A 25,877-nucleotide genomic window follows, 5' to 3' on the forward strand; every position below is an offset into this window, starting at 1 on the left:
CTGTTTCCGGCCTTATGGCCGCCGTAGAGGCGAAATCATGAAGACAACCATCGAATTGCCTCTCCTGCCATTGCGTGATGTCGTGGTTTATCCGCACATGGTTATCCCGCTGTTCGTGGGGCGCGAGAAATCCATCGAAGCCCTCGAAGCTGCGATGACGGGTGACAAGCAGATTCTTCTGCTGGCCCAGAGAAACCCGGCTGACGACGACCCCGGTGAAGAGGCTCTGTACCGCGTTGGTACGATTGCCACTGTTCTGCAACTGCTGAAACTGCCTGACGGAACGGTCAAGGTTCTGGTCGAAGGCGAGCAGCGGGGCGCCGTTGAGCGCTTCAGCGAAGTGGACGGCCACTGCCGCGCCGAAGTCTCCCTGATCGACGAAGTTGAAGCACCAGAGCGCGAGTCGGAAGTGTTCGTTCGCAGCCTGCTGTCCCAGTTCGAGCAATATGTGCAGTTGGGCAAGAAAGTCCCGGCTGAAGTCCTGTCGTCGCTCAACAGCATCGATGAGCCAGGCCGCCTGGTAGACACCATGGCCGCGCACATGGCGCTGAAAATCGAACAGAAGCAGGAAATCCTCGAAATCATCGATTTGTCGGCCCGGGTCGAGCACGTCCTGGCGTTGCTGGATGCCGAGATCGATCTGCTGCAAGTCGAAAAACGCATTCGCGGCCGCGTCAAAAAACAAATGGAGCGCAGTCAGCGCGAGTACTACCTGAATGAGCAGATGAAGGCCATTCAGAAAGAGCTCGGCGACAGCGACGAAGGTCACAACGAAGTCGAAGAGCTGAAAAAGCGTATCGATGCCGCCGGTCTGCCGAAAGACGCGCTGGCCAAGGCGACGGCCGAGCTGAACAAGCTCAAGCAGATGTCGCCGATGTCCGCGGAAGCGACCGTGGTGCGCTCGTACATCGACTGGCTGGTTCAAGTGCCGTGGAAGGCTCAGAGCAAGGTGCGCCTGGACCTGGCGCGTGCAGAAGACATTCTGGACGCCGACCACTACGGCCTGGAAGAGGTCAAGGAACGCATCCTCGAATACCTCGCCGTGCAAAAGCGCGTGAAGAAGATTCGTGGTCCGGTGTTGTGCCTGGTCGGTCCTCCGGGGGTGGGTAAAACGTCCCTGGCGGAGTCGATTGCTCACGCCACCAACCGCAAATTCGTGCGCATGGCCCTGGGCGGTGTACGTGACGAGGCGGAAATTCGTGGCCATCGCCGTACTTACATCGGTTCGATGCCAGGAAGATTGATTCAAAAGATGACAAAAGTGGGCGTCCGCAACCCGCTGTTCCTGCTCGACGAAATCGACAAGATGGGCAGCGACATGCGTGGCGATCCGGCATCGGCGTTGCTGGAAGTGCTCGATCCCGAGCAGAACCACAACTTCAACGATCACTATCTGGAAGTCGATTACGACCTTTCCGATGTGATGTTCCTGTGCACCTCGAACTCGATGAACATCCCGCCGGCGTTGCTGGACCGGATGGAGGTGATCCGTCTGCCGGGCTACACCGAAGACGAGAAGATCAACATCGCCGTCAAATACCTTTCGCCGAAGCAGATCACTGCCAACGGCCTGAAGAAAGGCGAGCTGGAGTTTGACGCAGAAGCGATCCGCGACATCATCCGCTACTACACCCGTGAAGCCGGTGTGCGTGGGCTGGAGCGCCAGATTGCCAAGGTCTGCCGCAAGGCCGTCAAGGAGCATGCACTGGAAAAACGCTTCTCGGTGAAGGTCTCCGCAGACATGCTGGAGCACTTCCTGGGCGTGCGCAAATTCCGCTACGGCCTGGCCGAGCAGCAGGATCAGATCGGTCAGGTGACCGGCCTGGCGTGGACTCAAGTGGGCGGCGAACTGCTGACCATCGAAGCGGCCGTCGTACCGGGCAAGGGCCAGTTGATCAAGACCGGTTCCCTGGGTGACGTGATGGTCGAATCGATCACCGCGGCCTTGACCGTTGTCCGCAGTCGGGCGAAGAGCCTGGGGATCCCTCTGGACTTCCATGAGAAGCGCGACACGCACATCCATATGCCGGAAGGGGCGACTCCCAAGGACGGCCCTAGCGCCGGCGTGGGCATGTGCACGGCCCTGGTATCGGCATTGACCGGCATTCCGGTACGCGCGGATGTCGCCATGACCGGCGAAATCACGCTGCGTGGTCAGGTCCTGGCCATTGGTGGCTTGAAAGAAAAACTGCTGGCTGCCCATCGGGGCGGAATCAAGACCGTGATCATTCCTGAAGAGAATGTGCGCGATCTCAAAGAGATTCCGGACAATATCAAGCAGGATCTACAGATTAAACCGGTTAAATGGATTGACGAGGTCCTGCAAATTGCGTTGCAATACGCGCCGGAGCCCTTGCCGGACGTGGCTCCGGAGATAGTCGCGAAGGATGAGAAACGTGACGCAGATTCTAAGGAAAGAATTAGCACGCATTAGTACGTATTTGCCTGGGGGGCTTTCTTGACAGCTTTTTAGAGCCCTTGTTATAAAGCGGCTCTTAAGTGTCTGTAGGCCATTCAGCACTCGTTTTTGCTTTCACCAAAAAAACTTAGAATCATACTCAAATAGATATAAGGGGACTTAGAGTGAACAAGTCGGAACTGATTGATGCTATCGCTGCATCCGCTGATATCCCGAAAGCTGCTGCTGGCCGTGCGCTGGACGCTGTAATCGAATCCGTCACTGGCGCTCTCAAGGCTGGCGACTCTGTTGTTCTGGTTGGTTTCGGTACCTTCTCCGTCACTGATCGTCCGGCTCGCATTGGTCGTAACCCACAGACCGGTAAGACGCTGGAAATCGCAGCAGCCAAAAAACCAGGTTTCAAAGCCGGTAAAGCACTGAAAGAAGCTGTCAACTAAGTTCGATTCAGGTTTTTACCCATCCGGGTCGGGGTCATGCCTGACTTGGCAGCGGAGCGGCAGTCCTGACAGCAGGTCGCCGGTTCAAGACACCGAGGGCCGCCAGTTCGAGCCCTCGATCCGCTCCGCCAGTTACGAGAAGGCGCATCCTCGGATGCGCCTTTCTTCTATCCGGACTCTACCCACGCTCCACGGTTGCCTAATTTTGAAGTTCAACCGTTTCTGGGGGACGCATGCTGCAGAATATCAGGGACAATTCACAAGGCTGGATTGCCAAGACTATTATCGGGGTCATCGTTGCACTGATGGCCTTGACTGGTTTCGACGCCATTTTTCAGGCCACGACGAGCAAGAATGAAGCGGCGAAGGTCAATGGTGAAGAAATCAGCCAGAACGAGCTGAGCCAGGCGGTGGATATGCAACGCCGCCAGCTCATGCAACAGCTGGGCAAGGATTTCGATGCTTCCTTGCTGGATGAAAAAATGCTGCGCGAATCGGCTCTCAAGGGCCTGATCGATCGCAAGCTGCTGCTGCAAGGCGCAGAAAGTTCGAAATTCGCTTTTTCCGAAGCGGCTCTGGATCAGGTCATCCTGCAAACGCCTGATTTTCAGGTGGATGGCAAGTTCAGTTCCGAGCGTTTCGACCAGGTGATTCGCCAACTCGGCTACTCCCGCATGCAATTCCGTCAGCTGATGGCTCAGGAAATGCTGATCGGGCAACTGCGTGCCGGTCTGGCCGGTAGCGGTTTCGTGACCGATACACAGGTTCTGGCGTTTGCCCGTCTGGAAAAACAGACCCGCGATTTTGCCTCCCTGAACATCAAGACCGACCCGGCAGCGGTGAAGCTGACCGACGATGAGGTCAAGGCTTACTACGACGACCACGCCAAGGAATTCATGACGCCGGATCAGGTGGTCATCGATTACCTCGAGCTGAAGAAGGCTTCCTTCTTCGATCAGGTCAGCGTCAATGACGAAGACCTGCAGGCGGCCTATCAGAAAGAAATCGCGAACCTGTCCGAGCAACGCCAGGCGGCGCACATTCTGATTGAAGTGAACGACAAGACCACCGAGGCGCAAGCCAAGGCGAAGATCGAAGAGATCCAGGCCCGTCTGGCCAAGGGCGAGAAATTCGAGGCGCTGGCCAAGGAATTCTCCCAGGACCCTGGTTCGGCGAACAACGGCGGTGACCTGGGTTATGCCGGCCCTGGCGTCTACGACCCAGCGTTCGAAAAAGCCCTGTATTCGTTGGCCAAGGATCAAGTCTCGGGTCCGGTTCGCACCGATTTCGGGTACCACCTGATCAAGCTGTTGGGCGTGGAAGCGCCTGAAGTGCCGACATTCGCCAGCCTGAAAGACAAGCTGACCCATGGTCTGAAAATCCAGCAGGTCGAGCAACGTTTCGTCGAGGCGAGCAAGCAGCTGGAGGATGCCGCGTTCGAAGCCTCCGATCTGGCTCAGCCGGCGCAGGACCTGAAACTGACCGTCCACACGTCCAAGCCGTTCGGCCGTGAAGGCGGTGAGGGTATTGCCGCCAACCGTGCCGTGATCACGGCTGCGTTCAGCCCGGAAGTCCTGGATGAGGGCGCGAACAGCACCGCCATCGAGCTCGATCCGGAAACCGTGGTCGTGTTGCGTGCCAAGGAGCACCTGAAGCCTTCGCAATTGCCGCTGGAAAGCGTTTCTGCCGCGATCCGTGTGCAATTGACCAAGGAGCACGCCAGCGCCGATGCCAAGACCAAGGCTGACGCCCTGATTGCCAGCCTGCGCGACGGCAAGACCCCGCTGGATCAGGCGATCGACGGCCAGACATGGAAAGTCACCGAAGCGGCGACTCGCGCTCAGGAAGGTGTCGACCCAGCGGTGCTGCAAGCGCTGTTCCGCATGGCGAAGCCTGCGGCCAGGGACAAGCCGACCTTCACCAGCGTGACGCTGGCTGATGGCAGCCTGATGATCGTGCGCCTCAATGGCGTGAACGAAGCCGCGGCGCCGACTGAAGAAGAGAAAGCACAGTATCGTCGCTACCTCGCTTCGCGCATCGGCCAGCAAGACTTCGCGGCCTATCGCAAGCAGCTGGAAAGCCAGGCGGAGATCAAGCGTTACTGATGTCTGACCAGGTTTAGCGCTGCACAGTAGACCCCGGCCGAAAGGCCGGGGTCTTTTTGTTTGGCCGTACGTCAATTGCCGCGGTGACTTTTGGGCAAAACCGGGGTCAATCAGCCTGTAACCGTTTTAAGACACGATCGATGCTCCGCTAAGCATCGATCTGTTGCACAATACGCCCCGAACCGTTTTCCTCAGGATGTTCAATGTTTAAATCACTTCCCATGCGGGTTGTCGGGCTGGCAGCCGTGCTTGCCACTGCGGCTGGTTGTTCATCGAACAAGCCTGCCATCTATGAGCATGAGAATTTCGACGACTCCGGTACCTTTTCCCGAAACTATCCGGTCACCGATACCCAGAGCTGTGAAGCCGCCCGTCGCGCCTTGCTCAGCCAGGGTTACATCATCACCAGCAACGATCCGAAGCTGGTCAGCGGTCACAAGAGCTTCCAGCAGACCGGCGAGAATCACATGGAGATCAGCTTCAGTGTGGTCTGCGCCGATGACGGCAGCGAAGGGCACCACGCGACCGTATTCGCCAATGCCCTGCAGGATCGTTATGCGTTGAAGAAGACCAACAACTCCGCCAGTCTCGGTGTGGGTGTGTTGGGCTCGGTGTCGATGCCGATCGGCTCCTCCGATGACTCGATGGTCAAGGTCGCCAGCGAAACCGTATCGTCTGCCAAGTTCTACGAACGTTTCTTTGCGCTGGTCGAGTTGTTCCTGCCGCCGGAAGCGAAAAAGGCTGCGCACATCCCCGAAAAGCCGAAAACGGATCTGGGCATGCCTGAAGCCAAGGCAGCACCGGCACCGCTGGCACCTGCTCCGACAGCGACTCCCGCTGTAGAGCCTGCTGCACCTGTACCTGCACCCGTTGAAGCGGTTCCAGCGACCTCCGAGCCTGTTGCCCCGCCTCCTGAAACGGCGCCGATCACGCCGACCGAGCGTGTAGAGCCTGCATCGCTCCAGGAAGTCGTCACGCCACCGTCGAACCCGAGTGACTTGCCACCGCCGAGCGAACCCATCCCGGCGATGCCTGCCTCCGGCCAGTGATGGAGACGTCACGGGATCGGGTCGGATGACCCGGTCCCGTGGCCAGCCAAAAGATTGACCCTCATCAACAAGGTCCGCTGTTCTGCGGCCTTGCGCTAAAAAACCAATGATAAATTCCTGACCAGATGCTACGTTTTATTCAGTAGCGACAGAGTGTCGTGTCCGCGTCACTTTTCTTTCACGCGGGCACTTTATGCTCAGGGAACTGGTCATTAATTCAGACGTTTTTTCAGTATGGGTTGGGGGATTCAAAAATGGACGATTATCAAGAAGAGCTGCTCGAGTACCAGGCATTTGAACTGGATCCACTGGAGCCGGCGGAAGACGCTACCGAGTTGTAGGCATCAGGTGGATTGGCGATGGCTGCGGCGAAATTCGCCGGGTGTCTGCCCGTTCCAGCGTTTGAATGCCCGTTGAAACGCTTCTGCTGAGGCAAAACCCAGCAGGTAGGCGATCTCTCCGAACGCCAGTTCGGTGTCACGTATGTAAGTCATGGCCAGGTCGCGACGGGTGTCGTTGAGAATCGCACGAAATTGTGTGCCCTCATCGGCGAGCTTGCGGCGCAAGGTCCAGGTGGGGAGCTTCAGGCGTGCCGCCACCTCCTGCAGGTCGGGCTCTCGGCCACCATTGAGCAAGGGTCCCAGCAGCGCGATGATGCGTTCACGCAGGCTACGGGTGCGTGTGAGTTGTTCCAGTTCCCGCTCGCACAGTTGCAGCAAATGCCGCCAGGTACTCGGGCAATGCTCGGGGTTGCGCTGGGCGAGACTTGTCAGGCTCAAGCGCAGTTGATTGCGCTCGCCGCCAAACTGAATCGGACAATCACCCAACACGTCATAGGCCGCACGGTAACCGGGCTCCTCGAATTCGATCTCGATGCGTTCGGCGTGCAGCGGGGCAGGGCTGACACTGGATAATTGCTGCAACCATCCGGCGATGATCGAATCCACCACAAAGCGGTTATAGGCGTTGTAGGGGCTGATCGAATAGAAGCGCAGCCAGGCGCCCTGGGCGTCTTCGTGAAAGCTTGATTGACCCCGATAATTGGAGCCGTACAAGGCTTCGAATCGAATCAGGCAGCGCGCGGCTTCTCGTACGGTCGGCGCCTGGGCGGCGGTGACCCCTGCGAGGCCTGCCTGGCTCAGGCGACTGAGCTGACCCATGCGCAAGCCAAGGGCCGGGTTGTCGGTCAGTTGAATGGCGCTGTGGCCCAGGCGCATGTAGCGCGGTATCGATAACCGGGCACCGGCTTCGCTCAGGCGTGCGGCATCGAGACCGTATTGATCGAGCAGTGGCTGCGGATCGACGCCATGACTGCGCACGGCATCGGCCAGGCTATGAACAAAGCCCACCGACAGATCGCCAAGACGCATCGGCTGTGGATTCATGGCTTACAACCAGAGGTTCAGCAAGCGCGCACCCTGGGTGTTGCCATCGGCAAAGTGCTGGCCGTTGCTGCTGAGGAAGCTATGCCCGGCGCTGCCCTGGTCCCAGAACTGCCCCCGCAGGAACACACTCATGCCAGCGACGGCCTGACTGGCCGGCATCCGGGTCGTGAGGGTCAGGCGCTGCCAGGCCTGACCTTCACTGACTTCTCCAGGCTTCAAGTTGACCGACGCCGGTGCCGAAGAACCCCTGTAGCCGCGCCACGGTTGATCCCAGGTGCCACGGCCGGCAACAAAGGCCGGTACCGCAACCAACTGTACGCTCTGGTCGTTGAGCTTGAGGTAGTTGTCCGGGTACCAGCTGTCGTGGCCGATCAATACGCCCAGCCTTCCCGCGGGGGTATCGACGACATTGAGCGAGTGCTCGCCGTTCGCCTTGATCCCGTTTTGTTGCGCGAAGAACGGGTGTATCTGGCGCTGGGGCTGGCCGATCGGCAGGCCATCGCTGTTGAACACCACGCTGCTGTTGTACAGCGCGCCGCGGCCGATTTTCAAGGTGCCGTCGATGATGCTCGGTTCGGGCAGCACGATGGAGCCCGCCACCAGCGTCACGTGGAATTCCCTGGCCAGCCCTCCGAACAATGCCTGGTAGTCCCTGGCCATTGCCTTGGCTTTCATGCGCAGGTGGGCATCGTCCAGACGATTGCCGCCCTCGGCGTTGATCCACGCCTTGGCGAACTTCAGGGGATTGCTCACCGCCAGCCAGTTCATGGCCTCCTTGAGGGTGCTGGCCTGATACAGCTCATCCTTCTCGCCGCTGACCATCAGCCAGGTACCGACGTGCTCCGGCAGCACGACGACGGTCTTGCCGTTCAGCAAACCCTGGTCCCGGGCTGCTTGCAGATAGGCCGCGAGCTTGCGGTGCAAACGCTCGGGGCTTTGATAGTCGGTAGGAAACAGTTCGGGCTGGATGCCCAACAGATTGCCTCGGTCCGCAGGCGTGCCCTGGTCGACAGCCAGGCTGATCCGCAGGTCCGAAAGGTAATGACCCACTGGCCGGTCTGCGGCCCACATCGCGTAGGTCGTGAGGGCGGCGAGCAATGCCATGGAAAATGTCAGGTACAAAAATTTGCGCATGGGGAAACAGTTTACAGCCTGGAGCCGGGCGTGGCTTTTGATTTGGAGCGGGATCGAGCATAAAGGGAATCAAGGGCTTATTGGGCAAATTTCAGCGGTGACTGTTTATTTCTCTGGAGGCTGCCTTTGTGCGCGAAGGCGCGGTAATGAATGGCTTGGTGGGGATCATGGGAGGAGAGGGCCGGTCGGCCATCATTTGGCGCGACCGGCCGGCAGGTGAACGTTATTTGGTGACCAGCAGTTCCGGGCCGAGGTAGTTGTTGATCTGGTCAATATCGTCGTCGCCCAGGCTGCCCACCGAAGAGGCCAGGCGCAGGCGCGACATCAAATAGCGCAGCTTGGCATCGAACAGATCGTGGCGCGCAACGAAGAGCAGTTCTTCTGCATTGAGGACATCCGAGTTGGTGCTGGTGCCGCCTTCCTTGAAGCCCTTGCGTGACGATGCCAGTGAGCGCTCGTTGGATGCCACGGCCTTCTCCAGCGCACGAATGCGTTTGGCGCCGCTCAGGATGCCTTGATACTCGCGGGTGGTTCCGGTGATGACCTCCTGTCGCGCAGCGTCGAGTTCGTCCGTGGCCTTGTCGCTATTGGCACTGGCCTGGCGTGTCAACGCGCTGACGCCGCCACCGGCGAATATCGGGATGTTGACTTCCAGTCCGATCGAACCGTAGCGGTTGCGTTGATTCAGTTCGGAGAGGGATTGGCTCTCACCCGCGGTGTAGCCGGCAACGAAATCCAGGGTTGGCCAATGGCCGGCCCTGGCGCGGTTCACTTCTTCTTCGGCGAGGTCGCGGCTGTACCGGCGCGCATGGAGCAACGGGCTATCGACCTGGGCTTTGACCAGCCAGTCCTGCAGGTTGCTTGGTACCAGCGGTGGTGTATCGAAACTCGGACGCAAGGTGGTCAGGGATTCGGGGGTTTCACCGATGTATTCCTCGAGCTTGCGACGCGCGTTGACCAGGTTGTCTTGGGCTTCGATCAGTTCGGCTTCGGCGAGGTCGCGGCGAGCGGTCGATTCGTCGACGTCGGTGACGGTGCCGGCCCCCAGTTCCAGGCGCCGTTTCGCTGAGGCGAGTTGCTCTTCAAAGGCGTTCAGCTTGGACTTGGCCAAGGTGATGGTTTCGCTGGCCAGGAGCACGTCGAAATAGCTTTCGGCCAAGCGCACCGCTGCATCCTGGCTTTTGGCATCGAATACCGCGTTGCTGTAGTCGGCACGCTGCTGACCCTGGCGGTACTCGGCCATCTTCTGTTTGTTGAACAGCGGCTGGCGCAGGCGCACGTTGGCGCCCTTGGAATCATAGTCGAGATCCCTTTCGATGCCACTCTGGCGTTGTGTGCCATTGACCTTGTTGTCGTAGGCAGAGGCGTTGATCTGCGGTAGCAGGCCGGCCGTGCCAATGGCGCGGTTTTCCCCGCCGGCCTCTTTTTCATGCATGGCGGCCTGGTAGATCGGCCCCTGGAACTGCAACAGATCCCAGGCTTGCTTGAGGTCCATGGCGTTGGCCGGCAAGGCCAACCCCATCAGGCAGAAGAGCAGGCAATGACGATCCATTTCATTGTTCCTTGAATGAGCTGTCCACACGTTCGAGCATTGGTTTAAGAAGATAGCTCAACATATTGCGTTCGCCGGTCTTGATGGTGACGCTGGCGGGCATTCCGGGGCGAATGTGATTGGTGCCAAGCAGGCCCATGCCATCGGGGGTGACTTCCACCTGGGCCAGATAGAACGGCTGCTTGCTTTCCTCGTCCATCAGGCGGTCGGCGGAAATGGTCATCACACGGCCGGGGATGTTTGGTGTCTTGGCATGGTTGAAGGCCGGGAAGGAAATGTCCACGGGCAGGCCGGGGACCATTTTGTCGATGGCCTGCACAGGAATCATCGCGTCGACCTGCAAGGGTTCGTTGACCGGAACGATTTCCATGATCTTGAAGCCGGGTTGGATGATCCCGCCGACGGTGGCGATGCTCAAAGCCTGGACCATGCCATCGATCGGCGATCGAATCACCGTGTGGGTCACTTCATAGTCGAGCGCGCGCAAGCGGTCGGCCAGGGTGGTGTTTTCCTTGGCTGTTTCCGTCAACTGCGATTCGACTTCCTTCAGGTAGTCGTGCTGGCGCTGCAGGATGCGCAGCTTGATTTCGGTGGTCTGGCTACGCACGCGGGCGATGTTGTTGAGGTTCTCGGCCTGGCCGGCGGAGAGGTCGGCATTACTGCGTTCCAGCTCAAGCAGGCGGTTGCGCGGCACATAGCCTTCGGCCGTCAGCACGCGGGTGCCTTGCAGTTCCTGGTTGAGGAAACTGATCTGTGAGGCGCGGGCGCTGTAGACCTGCTGCAGGCCCTTGAGCTGCACGGCCGACGCCGCCAGGTTCTCCTGCAGGATGCTGATCTCGCCGGCGAGACCGGCGCGCCGGGTGTCGAGCAGACGCTGTTGCAGGTCCATGGCGGCTTCCAGGCGGTGGTCATCCTTGAAGCGCTTGAGCAATTCAGGATCGAAGTTCACCACCTCGCGGCCGTCACGTTCCGCTTCCAGACGGTTTTCCACCGTCTTGCTGACGATGTACTGGGCGCTGACCGCACCCTGTTCGGCAAGGGCACGCAACGAGTCGAGGCGGACCACCTCCTGGCCTTTTGTCACCAGATCGCCTTCGCGAACGAGAATGGCCTCCACGGTGCCACCGCTCAGATGCTGCACGGCTTTGCGATTGCTGGTGACCTTGACCGTGCCTGTCGCTACCACGCCGGCATCCAGCGGCGCCAGCCATGACCACAGGAGGAAGCCGCCGAAGCCGGCAAGCACCAGCCACACGCCCCACCGCGCGGGCTTGCCGACGTCCAGGTCTACCACGCTCCTGGAATCGGCTGTAATCATCTCGGTATGTTGGCTCATTTGCATGATCGGTCACTCCCGCGCTTTGACGGAGGCCAGCGGAGTCGACGCGCCTGCAGGGATCACACTGGCCTTGCGCAGCGCTGCGAATACTTCATCACGCGTGCCGAGCATCTGCACGCCGCCGTCGCGCAGCATCAGCACCTTATCGACAGCACAGAGTACGTTGGGACGGTGAGAAATCAGAATGACGGTGGCGCCACGGCCCTTGAGCTCGGCCAGGGCATCGACCAAGGCCTTTTCGCCGACGTCGTCGAGGTTGGCGTTCGGCTCGTCCAGCACGATCAGATTGGGCTCGCCATACAGCGCGCGGGCCAAGGCGATGCGCTGCTTCTGGCCGCCGGATAGCGGGCTGCCATCAGTGCCCAGGCGGGTGTCGTAACCCTGCGGAAAACGCAGGATCATCTCGTGCACGCCAGTGATCTTGGCGGCGCGGATGACCGCTTCGCTGTCCACTTCGCCAAAGCGCGCAATGTTGTCGGCGATATTGCCCTCGAACAACTCCACATCCTGTGGCAGATAGCCGAGCCAGGGGCCAAGTTCACCCTTGTTCCAGTTGAATATGTCCGCACCGTCCAGGCGCACCTTGCCGGCCTGCGCCGGCCAGACGCCGACCAGCAGGCGGGCGAGGGTGGATTTACCCGAGGCGGACGGACCGATAATGCCAAGGCTTTCGCCGGGGACAAGGCTGAAGCTCACGCCGCGCAGAATCGTATTGTTGGTAGCCGGGGCGCCGGCATACACATTCTCAACCGCCAGCATGCCCATTGGCCGCTGCAGCGACATGCTCGGTGGCCGGCGCGGATAGTCCTGCAGCATCTCGTTGAGCCGGCCCCAGGCCGTGCGGCAGCCGAGCAATTGCTTCCACGACGCGATGACCTGTTCCACCGGACCCAGTGCGCGGCCGGTGAGGATCGAGCAGGCAATCATCATCCCCGGGGTGATCTTGCCTTCGATCGCCAGCAGCGCACCGGCGCCGAGGATCAACGACTGCAAAGTGATCCGCACGAAGCGCCCGGTGCTGCTGATCAAGGCGGCGCGATCGGAGGCCAGGGTCTGCATTTCCAGGATGCGCAAATGGCTTTGGAACCAGCGCTTGCTGATCGACGGCAGCATGCCCATGGCCTCTATGACCTCGGCGTTGCGCAGGTTGTTGTTGGCGTACAGGGCGGATGAGAGGGCAGCCTGGTTGGCTTCGGCCAGCGGCTTCTGCGTCGCCTTCTCGGTGAGCCAGGCCAAGGCCACCAGAATCAGCGAGCCGATCAGCGTGATCAGTCCGAGTATCGGGTGGATCAGATAGGCGACCAGCAGATAGATCGGCGTCCACGGTGCATCGAAGAAAGCGAACAGGGAATTGCCGGTGACGAACTGACGGACCTGGGAGAGGTCTTGCAGGGCCTGGGCCGGGTTACCTCCGGCGCGGCTCAGGTTGCGCTCGAATGCAGCGGTGAAGATGCGTCGATTGAGGTCCATGTCGAGGCAGTTGCCGACCCGGATCAGCACGCGGGTGCGGACCATTTCCAGCGTGGACATCAGCAGGAACAGACCCACCACCAGGACCGTCAACATCGCCAGCGTCGTGACGTTGCGACTGACCAGGGCTCGATCGTAGACCTGCAGCATATAAATAGCTGGCGTCAACATCATGACGTTTATGACACCGCTGAACGCCGCCAGCGAATAAAAACTGCGGCGCAGGCGAAAGAGCGCGTCGGCCAGTTCGGAACGGATGCTCGACTGCTTGGGCATGTTGGTCCTCCCACTGCGAAAAGCCGATTGCCCTTGGGGCGCAGCGGCTAACAGTAAATGTAGTCCCGTAAACAACTTATGGACACGCAGGCTGGTCGCTCTATGGATGGCGAGTCTTCCGAAATCGCTGCGTTGCTCCCTTATGCAGCAGCGTAGGTGGCAGTTAAACACTCCGAAATAACATTTCGCTCTATACCAACACGCAACTTTCTATATGTCTTTTAAAAACAGCTAGTTGGGATGCCTGCCACCAGTCGTCTGTTTTAACGACGTAATATTGACAAAGATTTGCTATGGAACTTTAGTCTTAGTTATCGGGGGGCCCGCCCGCCCGAAGCCTGCCATCGATTTGGCAGTGCAAGGCGCGGTGATTTTCCCGAGAGGAGCAGAAATATGTCGATCATTTCGTTCTTTTGCAGAGGGAAGGGGCTTTCCAGAACGTTTGCCTTCACTTCCAGATTCCATGGCCCGCCCAGGGCTCGAATCCGCTCTGCCTGAACGCCCGGCGAGCAATTCATATAGCGAATTCCAGGCGCTGATCCCGGGTCCCGGGTAACGCCAGCTCTCGCAAAAAAACACAACCAACAAACTGCGCAAGCCAGCACTTGACTTGGCGCGGGAGGATTTTCTCGTCCCGCGCCTTTACCCAGACAGATCGAGGGCAATCCAAAATGGCCAATTTCAGCAAGTCGGACCTGGAGTTCATCCTCAAGCAAATCTTTATCGCCGAAGCGAACGCCAACGGCGCCAACCTCATTGATTTGCTTCCCAATTCTCAGGTGCCGTTCGGCCTGCGTACCGTCGATGGCAGCTTTAATAACCTGGTCACCGGCCAGAGTGAATTTGGCGCAGCGGACAATCCCTTCCCGCGCCTGCTCGATCCTTCCTTTCTATCGCCGCAATACGCCGGAACAGGGACGGTGATCGACCCGCAACCACGGATTATCAGTAACCTGGTCGTCGACCAGACCGCCAACAACCCGGCGGCCTATGCCTCAGCGTTCGATCCAGGCCTGGACGGTGTACTCAACTTCGGCGCGGCAGGTAATGACGACGTACTCAAGGACGGCGTACAGATAGTCACCAGCCCCGGGCTCGATGGCGTGTTCGGCACGGCCGATGACAAGGATGTGTTCTTCTTTCCCAACGTGTCGCCGGATGTCGGCCTGACCGCCAGCTTCAACTCGTGGATGACCTTCTTCGGCCAGTTCTTCGACCACGGTCTCGACCTGGTCACCAAGAGCGCGACCGACGTCGTGTTCATTCCGCTGCAGCCGGACGATCCGTTGTTCGTACCGGGCAGCCCGACCAACTTCATGGTGCTGTCACGTGCAGTGCGTACCGCAGGCGCGGACGGAATCGTCGGCACGACCGATGATGGCCAGACCAACACCACTTCGCCGTTCGTCGACCAGAGCCAGACCTACAGTTCGCACCCTTCGCATCAAGTGTTCCTGCGTGAATACGTCGTCAATGCGGCCGGTGATCCTGTTGCGACAGGGCGTTTGATTACCAACCGTGACCTTGGCCCGGATGGCCGGTTCGGCACTGCCGATGATGGCGACGGCGAGAATGGCGGCATGGCGACCTGGGCAGTGGTCAAGGCCCAGGCCCGTGACATTCTGGGCATCAACCTGACTGACGCCGACGTGCACAACGTGCCATTACTGGCAACCGATGCGTACGGTAACTTCATCCGCGGGCCGAACGGCATGCCGCAGGTGGTGATTCGTATCAGCAACGGCGCCGACGGCATCGCCGGCACGGCTGACGACGTCACGCAACTGGTCGAAGGCAACCGGGCAGCTCCGATCAGTCTGGCCAACGCCGTGAGTACCGGACATGGCTTCCTCGACGATATCGCCCACAATGCCGCGCCGGTCGTCGTCGGCGGGGTTCTGCAGGCGGATGCCGACATCGCTGTCGGCAATGCTCAGCCCGTTGGCCCTGGCGGCAACAACCTGACCTATGACAACGAACTGCTCGACGCCCACTACATTGCCGGCGATGGCCGGGCGAACGAGAACATTGGCCTGACCACCGTGCACCATGTGTTCCACTCCGAGCACAACCGCCTGGTCCAGCAATCGAAGGACACTATCCTGGCCTCCGGCGACCTGGCCTTCCTCAATCAGTGGCTGGTGGACGACGTGGCTGCAATACCGACTACACCTGCCGGGATCGCGGCATTGGTGTGGGATGGCGAACGCCTGTTCCAGGCCGCCAAGTTCGGCACCGAGATGCAGTACCAGCACCTGGTGTTCGAGGAGTTCGCGCGGACCATTCAGCCGCAGGTCGACGAGTTCCTTGCGCCCAACGGCTATGACACCTCGATCAACCCGGCAATCCTCGCCGAGTTCGCCCACGTGGTGTACCGCTTCGGTCACTCGATGTTGACCGAGACCGTCGATCGCTTCGACCCTGCGTTCAATCCGCTGCTCACTGACCCGACCAACCCGGACTCGCAACTGGGTCTGATCGCAGCCTTCCTCAACCCGTTGGCATTTGCCAGCAGCGGGGTGACTGCGGACCAGGCGGCAGGGGCGATCATTCGTGGTGTGACCCGGCAGGTCGGCAACGAACTCGATGAGTTCGTCACCGAAGCGTTGCGCAACAATCTGCTCGGTCTGCCGCTCGATTTGCCGACCCTGAACCTGGCACGTGGTCGCGACACGGGCATCCCCACCTTGAATGAAGCGCGCCGTGAGTTCTACGCATCCACCGGCGACAGCCAACTCAAGCCGTACATCAGCTGGGCTGACCTGGCGGACAGTCTCAAGCATCCCGAGTCGCTGGTAAACTTCATCGCGGCCTATGGTACGCATAGCACGATCACGGCGGCGCTCACACTGGCAGACAAACGCGCTGCAGCCCTGGCGCTGGTATTGGGTGGCGTGGGTTCGCCGGCTGACCGCCTGGACTTCCTCAACAGCACCGGTGCTTATGCCAACGTAACGCAGGCCGGCGCGGATGGGGTACTGGGTACTGCAGATGACGTGACCGGTGTGACGGTCACGGGCGTCGACGACATCGACTTCTGGGTCGGTGGCCTCGCCGAACAGAAGATGCCGTTCGGCGGCATGCTCGGCTCGACGTTCAACTTCGTGTTTGAAACCCAGATGGAGGCGTTGCAGAACGGCGACCGCTTCTACTATCTGTCGCGTACCGCGGGCCTGAACTTCGGCACCGAGTTGGAGAACAACTCCTTTGCCAAGCTGATCATGCTCAACACCGATGTCACCCACCTGTCGAACACCGTGTTCCTGACGCCGACGTTCACCCTCGAAGTGAATCAGGCCTCTCAGTTCACCGGCCTTGGCGTGGATGGCCGCGCCGATCCGACCGGCGGCATCATGATCAACGGCGTGGAAGTCGTGTCCCTGGTAATTCGCGACAACCCCGATACCGTGGGGCCGGACACCAATTATCTGCAGTACACCGGTGAAGACCATATCGTCATGGGCGGCACCGCCGGCAATGACATCATCATTTCCGGTGAAGGCGATGACACCATTTACGGCGACGCCGGCAACGACCGCCTCGAAGGCGGTGCGGGTAACGATGCGGTACTGGGTGGCGATGGCGATGACATCATCAGCGACTCGTTCGGCGACAACCGTCTGGAAGGTAATGCCGGTAACGATGTGATCGTGGTCGGCAGCATGCTGGCTGGTGGCAACCTGGTCCTGGGTGGCGACGGCCAGGACTTCATCATCACCACCGAAGACATCACTACCACCTTCGGTGGTCAGGGCGACGACTTCATCCTCGGTGCCAAGACCAACCTGCCACCTACCGGCAACGAAGGTGACGACTGGATCGAGAAGGGCACGCAGGACGGTGCGCCTGGCGATAACTTCTCGCCGCTGCTCAATGACGATGTGATCGGCAACGACATCTTTATTGGTGGTGGCGGCTTCGACGAAATGATCGGCGAGGGTGGCGATGACATCTTTATCGGCAGCGATGCCCAGGACAAGATGGACGGCATGTCCGGTTTCGACTGGGTCAGCTACAAGAATGATCGGGTCGGCGTGACCGCAGACCTGAGCATGGCCGCGCTGGCGCAGCCACACGGCAATACGCCGAACCAGAACGCTGGGGTGTTCAATCCGGTCGGCGCCTCGCCGGCCTCGATTCTCGACCGTTTTGCCGAGGTCGAAGGTTTGTCCGGTTCGAGTTTCGGCGATGTGCTCAAAGGCGATGATGTCGATGCCGACACCATCATCAACCACGGTGGTGCCACGGGCAGTGCGCTGACCAATGTCGCGTTGATTCGCGGACTGGACCAGTTCCTGGCCGATGCCGGATTGCCGGTCACCGGCTTCGCCACGGGCAACATCATCCTCGGCGGTGATGGCAGCGACCTGATCGAGGGCCGCGGCGGCGATGACCTGATCGACGGCGACAAATGGATCAACGTCAGGATTGCAGTTTATGCCGTCGGCGACGTCAACCATACCGGCCCCGAGATCGCCTCCTTCGACAGCATGGTCGATATGATCCCGTTCATGCTGGACCGCACCTATAACCCTGGTCAGCTCAAGGCCGTGCGGGAAATCATGCCCGGCACCTCAACGGGTGGGGCGGCCTTCGACACTGCCATTTACTCCGGGGTTGCGGCCGACTATGCGGTGACGGTCGACGACCGTGGCACGGACGATGTGACGGACGATGTCTGGACAGTAGCGGATAGCGTCGCAGGTCGCGATGGCACCGATACCTTGCTGAACATCGAGCGCCTGCAGTTCGCGGATGGCCAGCAAGTGCTGGTGGAGGGGCTCAATGCTCAACCGGATGGCAGTCCTACTCTCACCGATGGCAACGGCGGCGCGATCACGGTGGGCGATTTACTGACTGTCAGCGTTGCCGGAGTGACCGATGACGACAACGTCGCGGCGGGTAATCCGCAGGGGTTGATCAACAATTCCTCGGTGTCCTACATCTGGCAGTTCGAGGCCGATCCAAACTCTGGCGTATTCGAGGACATCATTCTGTTGCCGGCTGGCGACCTGGCGTTCCAAAGCGCCGATGGTACGGCGTTCAGGGTTACTCCTGACCTCGCCGGGTTGTCGTTGCGGGTCAAGGCGATTTATCAGGACGGTCACGGCACCACGGAGATCCTGTTCTCCACGCCGACGACAGCCGTAGTCGCCGGTGCACCGGTTACGCCAACGGCGCCGGTACCGGTAGTCGATGCCACTGCGGGTGGCGCGGGCCTGCACATGGTCCGTTCCGACCTCAACTTCATCCTTGACCAGATCAGGATTGCCGAGGCTGATGCGGCCGGTCAGGACATCCTCTCGCTGATCCCGAACATCCGCGCACCGTTGGGTCTGCGTACGGTCGACGGGTCGAACAACAACCTGATGAACCTCAACGGCAACAATCACACCGAGTTTGGTGCCGCCGACAACCTCTTCCCGCGCGTGAGCGATCCGGTCTTCAATCCGGCGGAAGGGGGAACGTCGTATACGCAGAACAGCGGCCTTGTGATTGACTCGCAGCCGCGCACCATCAGTAACCTGATCGTCGACCAGACGGCGAACAACCCGGCGGCCTATGCCACGGCTTTCGACCCGGGCCTGGACGGTGTGCTCAACTTCGGCCTGGCGGGTAATGACGACGTGCTCAAGGATGGCGTATCGATAGTCGCCAGTCCCGGCCTGGACGGTCAGTTCGGTACTGCCGACGACCACGATGTATATCTGTTCGAGAACACCACGGCGGATGCGGGGCTGTCAGCTCCGTTCAACGCCTGGATGACCTTCTTCGGGCAGTTCTTCGATCATGGCCTGGACCTGGTGACCAAAGGCGGTTCGGGCACTGTCTTCATTCCGCTTCAGCCGGATGATCCACTGTTCGTCCCAGGTAGCCCGACGAACTTCATGGTCCTGACCCGCGCGACCAACCAGCCAGGGGCGGATGGCATTCTCGGCACCGCCGACGACATCCATGAGCACACCAACACCACCTCGCCGTTTGTGGACCAGAACCAGACCTATAGTTCGCACCCGTCGCATCAGGTGTTCCTGCGCGGATATGAACTGACCGCCAACGGCCCCGTCGCGACAGGCCGGTTGATCACTAACCGTGACCTGGGGGTGGATGGCACGTTTGGTACCGCTGACGACGTTGAAATCGGTGGCATGGCAACCTGGAAGGTGGTCAAGGCCCAGGCGCGCGACGTGCTCGGTATCAATCTGACCGACGCCGATATCGACAGCGGCCCGCTGCTGGCGACTGACGCCTATGGCAACTTCATCAAAGGGCCGAACGGCTTCCCGCAGATTGTCATTCGGGTGAACAACGGGGCAGACGGCATTGCCGGCACCGCCGACGACGTCACTACGCTTGTCGAAGGCAATCCGGCCAGTCCGGTCAGCCTCGTGAACGCCGTGCGCACCGGCCATGCCTTCCTTAACGACATCGCTCACAACGCTGTGCCGGTCGTAGTCGGTGGGGTTCTGCAGGCGGACGCTGACGCCGATGTCGGCAATGCGCAGCCTGTTGGCCCAGGCGGCAACAACCTGACCTATGACAACGAACTGCTCGATGCCCACTACATCGCCGGCGACGGTCGGGTCAACGAGAACATCGGCCTGACCGCGGTGCATGCGATCTTCCACTCCGAGCACAACCGCCTGGTCCAGCAAACCAAGGACACCGTGCTCGACTCGGGTGACGTGGCCTTCCTCAACGAATGGCTGCTCACTCCGGTGGCCGCATTGCCAACCACCCAGGCTGAGTTCGATGCGCTGCAGTGGAATGGCGAGCGCTTGTTCCAGGCTGCCAAGTTCGGCACCGAGATGCAGTATCAGCACCTGGTGTTCGAGGAGTTTGCGCGGACCATCCAGCCCAACATCGACCTGTTCTTCGCACCGACCCAGGTCTATGACGTCGACCTCGACCCTTCGATCGTCGCCGAGTTCGCCCATACCGTGTACCGGTTTGGCCACTCGATGCTGACCGAGACCGTCGATCGTTACGATATCAACTTCAACGTGGTGGGCGACGGCAATCCGAATGTCGCGGGCAATCAACAGACCGGCCTGATCGCGGCGTTCCTCAACCCGTTGGCGTACGCCGCCAGTGGCGTGTCGCCAGAGGATGCGACCAGTGCGATCATCCGTGGGGTGACTCGGCAAACCGGTAACGAAATCGACGAGTTCGTCACCGATGCGCTGCGCAGTAACCTGCTCGGCTTGCCGCTCGACCTGCCGGCGCTCAACATCGCCCGTGGCCGCGACGTGGGGATTCCTTCACTCAACGCGTTCCGCCGCGACATCTACAGTCAAACCGGTGACACCCAACTCAAGCCGTACAACAGCTGGGTCGACCTGGTGCAGCACCTCAAGCATCCGGAGTCGTTGATCAACTTCATCGCAGCCTATGGCACGCATGACACGATCACGGCGGCGACCACGCTGGAAGGTAAACGCGCTGCAGCGCTGGCGCTGGTCCTTGGTGGCGTGGGGGCGCCGGCTGACCGCCTGGACTTCCTCAACAGCACCGGTGCCTTTGCCAACGTGACGCTGCCCGGCAGGGATGGGATCGCGGGCACTGCCGATGACCTGAGAAATGTCACGATCACGGGTGTCGATGCCATCGATATGTGGATCGGCGGCCTTGCCGAACAGAAAACTCCGTTCGGCGGCATGCTCGGCTCGACCTTCAACTTCGTGTTCGAGAACCAGCTGGAAAAACTGCAGGACGGCGATCGCTTCTACTACCTGGAGCGTACCTCTGGCCTGTCGATGAACGCGGAGCTTGAAAGCAACTCGTTCGCCAAGCTGATCATGGCCAACACTTCGGCCACGCACTTGCCGGGCCTGGTGTTCTCGGATCCGGCGTTCTACCTGGAAGTGGACCAGGGCAGGCAATTCAACGAAGGTCTGCTCACCGTCGATCCGCTCGGTCCGAACGGCGCGCAGGTAGTGTTCCGCGACAACCCGCTGACCGTGGGGGCGGACACCAACTACGTCAAGTACACAGGTGAAGAGCACATCGTACTGGGTGGTACCGACAACGCAGACATCCTCCTCTCGGGCGATGGCGATGACACGCTCTGGGGTGATGGTGGCAACGATCGCATCGACGGCGGTAACGGCAACGACCAGTTGCGCGGTGGTGCCGGCGACGACATCATCACCGACACAGGCGGCGACGATAACATCCAGGGTGGCGACGGCAACGACGTGCTGCACGGAGGCAACGGCGTCAATCTGCTCATTGGCGGGTTCGGCAACGACTTCATCATTACCGGTGAGGATGCCTCCGAAGCCATTGGTGGCCAGGGTAACGACTTCATCCTGGGCAGCAAAGCCAACGAGCAGGACATGGGTAACGAAGGCGACGACTGGATCGAGAAGGGCACCTCGGACGGTGCGCCTGGCGACAACTTCGATCCGCTCGGCAACGATCCGGTGATCGGTCACGACGTCTACATCGGCGGCAACGAGAACGATAAGTTCAACGGCGAAGGTGGCGACGACATCATGGTCGGCAGTCTCGGCTTCGGTGACCGCTATATCGGTGGCTCGGGCTATGACTGGGCGACCTTCAAGGACCTCGCCCAGGGCGTGACCATCGATTACAGCGACCGCTTCTTCGATGTGCCTGTGCAGCCGGGTTCGGGAGCCTCGGCACTGGTGCGTTTCGACATCATGGAAGGGCTGTCGGGTTCGTCCCACGGTGACTTCCTGCGCGGTGATAACGAAGATGCGACATCGCTACCCACCGCGGGTGCAACCGGCAGTGTGCTGACCAACATCAGCCTGATCAATGGCCTGGCGGGTCTGCTGCCTGTCGGGGCGACGTTCTACGACGGTGGCAACATCATCCTCGGTGGCAGCGGCAGCGACCTCATCGAAGGCCGTGGTGGTAACGACATCATCGATGGTGACAAGTGGCTGAACGTACGCATCAGCGTACGGGCGGGTGCTGATGGAAGCGGCGCGGAGATCGCCACGTTCAACAGCATGGAACCACTGGTACCGTTGATGCTCAACGGTACCTACAACCCGGGCCAACTGGTCATCGTGCGGGAGATTCTGACCGGCACGGACAACTTCGACACTGCGGTGTTCTCCGGTAATGCGTCGGAGTACACAGTTGCTGTCGATGGCAACGCTGTCATCGTGACCGATCTGGTTGCAGGGCGTGATGGCGTCGATCGCCTGACGGGCATCGAGCGCCTGCAGTTCGCTGACCAGACGCAGGCCTCCGGTGTTGGCACCGTCACGAACAGCGCTCCTGTGGGGCGTCTGGCGATCCTCGATGCTACCACCGGTGCGCGTGTCGATGCGCCTGTCGCCGGCCAGTTGCTGCGCGTCAGCAGCCAGTCGATACGCGACGCCAACAACCAGGGTGTGGCCAATGTGACCGGCGCGATTACCGGGCCCGTGTCTTACTACTGGCAGGTCGAAAACGTCCCGGGTTCGGGCATCTTTGAGGACATCACCTTTATCGCCGCAGGCGAGGCTTCGCGGGCGGTCGGCGACACCTATATGGTGGCGGACGATGTCGCCGGTCTGAACATCCGCGTTCGGGCGGTGTATCAGGATGCCATTGGTACGCTGGAGATCGTCGACTCGTCGGCGAACAACGCACCGATCGCCGGGCCGGGCATCCTCGGGTTTGCGTTTTTGAACGAAGTGCTGACCGCCAACCTGTCGACCCTCGTCGACGTCGATGGCCTCAGCAATCCGCAGTTCACTTTCCAGTGGCAGGAGACCAACGGAGTCAGCTTCGTCAACATCCCCGGAGCCACCGGTAGCACGTTCATGCTTGGCCAGGCTCAGGTCGGCGATCAGGTGCGCGTGGTGGTCAGTTTCGTGGATGACTTCGGTGTGGCCGAAAGCATCGCATCCGACGCCACGGCCCCGGTGCTTGTCGGTACTGTGTTTGCCGGTACCGTCGGTGTCGACACATGGATCGGCACGGCAGGCAATGATGTGGCCAGCGGAGGTGATGGCAACGACTTCATGAACGGCCAGGGTGGCAACGACATCATCAATGGTGACGCGGGCAATGACATTCTCATCGGTGGTAACGGTAACGATACGATGGCCGGCGGTATTGGCAACGATATCTACGAAGTTACCTCCGTCGGGGACGTGGTGACCGAACTCGCCGGTGGCGGCAGCGACACGATCTGGACCTCGCTCGCGAGCTACACCCTGGGTGCCAACGTCGAGAATCTGTATTTCGGCGGTAGCGGCAATTTCAGGGCCACCGGTAACGCGCTCGCCAACACGCTCGTGGGCGGTGCGGGTAACGACATTCTCATCGGTGGTAACGGTAACGATACGATGGCCGGCGGTCTTGGCAACGACATCTACGAGGTCACCTCCGTTGGGGATGTGGTGACCGAACTTGCCGGTGCCGGTATCGATACCGTCTGGACCTCGCTCGCGACCTACACCCTGGGTGCCAACCTCGAGAATCTGTATTTCGGCGGTAGCGGCAATTTCAGGGCCACCGGTAACGCGCTCGCCAACACGATCGTGGGTGGTGCGGGTAACGACATTCTCATCGGCGGTAACGGTAACGACACGATGGCCGGCGGTGCTGGCAACGATGTCTACGAAGTCACCTCCGTTGGGGATGTGGTGACCGAGCTTGCCGGTGCCGGTGGCGATACGGTCTGGACCTCGCTCGCGAACTACACCCTGGGTGCCAACCTCGACAATCTGTATTTCGGCGGTAGCGGCAATTTCAGGGCCACCGGTAACGCGCTCGCCAACACGCTCGTGGGTGCTGCGGGTAACGACATTCTCATTGGCGGTAACGGTGACGATACGATGGCCGGCGGTATTGGCAACGATACCTACGAAGTCACCTCCGCTGGGGACGTGGTGACCGAACTCGCCGGTGCCGGTAACGATACGGTCTGGACCTCGCTCTCGAGCTACACCCTGGGTGCCAACGTCGAGAATCTGTATTTCGGCGGCAGCGGCAACTTCGCGGGCACGGGGAACGCGCTCAACAACACGATCGTGGGTGGTGCGGGTAACGACGTGCTCACCGGTGGTGGTGGTAACGACCTGTTGAGTACCGGTACCGCCGGCAACGATACCTTCATGTTTGCTGCCGCGGGTTTCGGCACCGATGCGATCTTTGGATTCGGAGCCAATCTGGCTGCAGGGCAGGACGTGCTCAACATCGCGGGGCTGGGGATCACCAGTGCGACGTTCGCGGCCAACGTGAGCATAACGACCGACGGGGCGGACACGATGGTGGGGATCGGGGCGGACTCCATCCGCCTTGTGGGTGTCGCCAGCGCGGCCGTTGATCAGACGGACTTCATTCTGGCCACTTGAGGTCCTGGTCAGTACTGTCGCAGGGAGCGTGGACAGCGGAGGGGAGGGCAATGGATGCCCTCCCTTTCTCCTTCCATTCGATTGCCCATTAGCTATCGGGGTGCCAGCAGCGTACTGGAACTCATCAAGGCAGGTTGGAACCGAACTGCGAAATCAAAGAATCAACGGAAAAAGGAAACCCGGCCTTGAACATTTCAGCCATCTGCCTCTTGAGCAGCTTATTGGTTTCGGTCGCGGCATCTGCCAGTGGGGTCACTCCGCTCTTCGACCTGGACTTCACCAGATCAGCCACGCAAACGCTCAAGGAAATGGGCATCAACGACGCCTGTATTATCGCCGTCTCAAGTCCTGCTGCGTTTACCTACTGCCGGGAAGGATCATCAACGCTCTGGAAGTACCAGGCGCTGGATCTGGAGCAACAGGCGGTGATCCAGATTGGCCAACAGCGGTCTTCGGCGGGCTATCAGCGAATAACCGTTGTGGAAGTCGATAGCGTTGCTTGCGAACAGGATCACCTTGCGCCATTGGTTAAACCGGCTTTCAGGCATGCACTTGTCCTTGGCCTGATTACCCTGTTTCTGTTGGTCGGTCTGCGATATACCTACCGGGCGATCATGCACTACTGTTATGACCAGGCCGGATTTTCGAAGTTCGGCTTGCAGCGATTGGACGAATCCTGGTCGACGCAAAATTCAACGGTAATGGCGTTGGTTGCATGGGGTATCGTGGCAGCTACGGCATTTATCTACTTCGGGTTTTGAGCGTGACCACAACTGGCATGTATGCCGTTTCAATGTACTTTCCATTCGATGTGGTTTGACCGTGCACAGTTTTATTCGCTGATAATTAACTGACTTGATTGGCATCCTGTTTGTTTCAGTTAATACTGCGCTGCCGTCTACCTGAAAGGGTGGCTGGATCATCGTGAAATCCGCAGTTGGAGTTTGCTCTGGATGAGAGTCGCTCGCTATTGCGTGAGTTGTGAGATGTATAACAACTAGCGGATCCAATTTGCAATTGTCGAAGTGCATCTAGTCAAGCAGACCCGTTGTCGTGGGCAATAGCGCGGAAGTTGACTCATTGCTGTCGCGTCAGACGAACTTGCGCTACGCACCGTTTGTCGGTGGTTTGTGCGAAAAATGAACATTGCAGCGTCTGCGGCCTCTGATCCTTGAGCACGTCAGCCATGACCTGCCTCCGCGATTGCAAAAAAAGAAGTGGAAATGGAATCTCAAATGCAGTGAAAGCAAATGGGGGGATTTTATCTGAAACTCAGGGAGGCAATAAACCAGCCGGTCATTGATTCGCCAAGTGAGTCAATGAGGTTGACAGCGCCGAGTCCATGATTTGGCTTATCTTTTAGAAGTAAGGTCGTACAGGATTTTTA

At 59.8% G+C, this 25,877-nt stretch carries 11 protein-coding genes; 6 read left to right on the forward strand and 5 right to left on the reverse strand.

Annotated elements, in window-relative coordinates; translation table 11 throughout:
- Positions 1-37: 37 nt before the first annotated feature.
- The 4 genes from lon to AC07W4_RS22565 all read left to right on the forward strand — a co-directional run bounded on the left by lon (position 38) and on the right by AC07W4_RS22565 (position 6,010).
- Positions 38-2,434 carry an endopeptidase La gene (lon, locus tag AC07W4_RS22550; protein ID WP_495034030.1) on the forward strand — a complete coding sequence of 799 codons (2,397 nt, stop codon included), beginning with the start codon at positions 38-40 and terminating at the stop codon, positions 2,432-2,434.
- A 149-nt stretch (positions 2,435-2,583) separates the two neighbouring features.
- Positions 2,584-2,856, forward strand: coding sequence for an HU family DNA-binding protein (locus AC07W4_RS22555; protein WP_002552737.1), 273 nt, complete (start codon positions 2,584-2,586; stop codon positions 2,854-2,856).
- A gap of 233 nt (positions 2,857-3,089) precedes the next feature.
- Positions 3,090-4,961: a SurA N-terminal domain-containing protein gene (locus AC07W4_RS22560; RefSeq protein ID WP_495034031.1), complete on the forward strand. Its 1,872-nt coding sequence runs from the start codon at positions 3,090-3,092 to the stop codon at positions 4,959-4,961.
- A gap of 203 nt (positions 4,962-5,164) precedes the next feature.
- Positions 5,165-6,010, forward strand: a complete 846-nt coding sequence (locus AC07W4_RS22565) for a DUF2242 domain-containing protein (RefSeq protein WP_495034032.1) — start codon at positions 5,165-5,167, stop codon at positions 6,008-6,010.
- 344 nt (positions 6,011-6,354) lie between these two features.
- Here the strand turns inward: AC07W4_RS22565 and AC07W4_RS22570 are convergent, their stop codons facing one another.
- The 5 genes from AC07W4_RS22570 to AC07W4_RS22590 all read right to left on the reverse strand — a co-directional run bounded on the left by AC07W4_RS22570 (position 6,355) and on the right by AC07W4_RS22590 (position 13,166).
- Positions 6,355-7,395: an AraC family transcriptional regulator gene (locus tag AC07W4_RS22570; protein WP_008048854.1), complete on the reverse strand. Its 1,041-nt coding sequence runs from the start codon at positions 7,393-7,395 to the stop codon at positions 6,355-6,357.
- A 3-nt stretch (positions 7,396-7,398) separates the two neighbouring features.
- Positions 7,399-8,529 (reverse strand): nitrilase-related carbon-nitrogen hydrolase, encoded by a 1,131-nt coding sequence (locus tag AC07W4_RS22575; protein WP_495034033.1) that lies wholly within the window; start codon positions 8,527-8,529, stop codon positions 7,399-7,401.
- Positions 8,530-8,752: 223 nt separating this feature from the next.
- A complete protein-coding gene (locus AC07W4_RS22580) occupies positions 8,753-10,081 on the reverse strand; it encodes a TolC family outer membrane protein (protein WP_008048856.1) in 1,329 nt (442 codons plus the stop codon).
- Between the two features lies 1 nt (position 10,082).
- On the reverse strand, positions 10,083-11,423 hold the full coding sequence (locus AC07W4_RS22585; protein WP_008048857.1) for an HlyD family type I secretion periplasmic adaptor subunit: 1,341 nt from the start codon (positions 11,421-11,423) through the stop codon (positions 10,083-10,085).
- 6 nt (positions 11,424-11,429) lie between these two features.
- Positions 11,430-13,166, reverse strand: coding sequence for a type I secretion system permease/ATPase (locus AC07W4_RS22590; RefSeq protein ID WP_495034034.1), 1,737 nt, complete (start codon positions 13,164-13,166; stop codon positions 11,430-11,432).
- A gap of 671 nt (positions 13,167-13,837) precedes the next feature.
- Here AC07W4_RS22590 and AC07W4_RS22595 point away from each other — a divergent pair.
- Both AC07W4_RS22595 and AC07W4_RS22600 read left to right on the forward strand, forming a co-directional pair.
- On the forward strand, positions 13,838-24,490 hold the full coding sequence (locus tag AC07W4_RS22595; protein ID WP_495034035.1) for a peroxidase family protein: 10,653 nt from the start codon (positions 13,838-13,840) through the stop codon (positions 24,488-24,490).
- Positions 24,491-24,675: 185 nt separating this feature from the next.
- Complete coding sequence (locus AC07W4_RS22600) at positions 24,676-25,251, forward strand: hypothetical protein (protein ID WP_032829542.1); 576 nt, start codon at positions 24,676-24,678, stop codon at positions 25,249-25,251.
- The last annotated feature ends 626 nt before the right edge of the window (positions 25,252-25,877 follow it).

The sequence above is a fragment of the Pseudomonas sp. GW821-FHT02A08 genome (assembly GCF_059422045.1).

What these genes read in the sequence shown, in the direction of transcription:
- lon (WP_495034030.1), top strand. Translation starts at nt 38, where the DNA reads ATGAAGACAACCATCGAATTGCCTCTCCTGCCATTGCGTGATGTCGTG.
- AC07W4_RS22560 (WP_495034031.1), top strand. Translation starts at nt 3,090, where the DNA reads ATGCTGCAGAATATCAGGGACAATTCACAAGGCTGGATTGCCAAGACT.
- AC07W4_RS22565 (WP_495034032.1), top strand. Translation starts at nt 5,165, where the DNA reads ATGTTTAAATCACTTCCCATGCGGGTTGTCGGGCTGGCAGCCGTGCTT.
- AC07W4_RS22570 (WP_008048854.1), bottom strand. Translation starts at nt 7,395, where the DNA reads ATGAATCCACAGCCGATGCGTCTTGGCGATCTGTCGGTGGGCTTTGTT.
- AC07W4_RS22575 (WP_495034033.1), bottom strand. Translation starts at nt 8,529, where the DNA reads ATGCGCAAATTTTTGTACCTGACATTTTCCATGGCATTGCTCGCCGCC.
- AC07W4_RS22580 (WP_008048856.1), bottom strand. Translation starts at nt 10,081, where the DNA reads ATGGATCGTCATTGCCTGCTCTTCTGCCTGATGGGGTTGGCCTTGCCG.
- AC07W4_RS22585 (WP_008048857.1), bottom strand. Translation starts at nt 11,423, where the DNA reads ATGCAAATGAGCCAACATACCGAGATGATTACAGCCGATTCCAGGAGC.
- AC07W4_RS22590 (WP_495034034.1), bottom strand. Translation starts at nt 13,166, where the DNA reads ATGCCCAAGCAGTCGAGCATCCGTTCCGAACTGGCCGACGCGCTCTTT.
- AC07W4_RS22595 (WP_495034035.1), top strand. Translation starts at nt 13,838, where the DNA reads ATGGCCAATTTCAGCAAGTCGGACCTGGAGTTCATCCTCAAGCAAATC.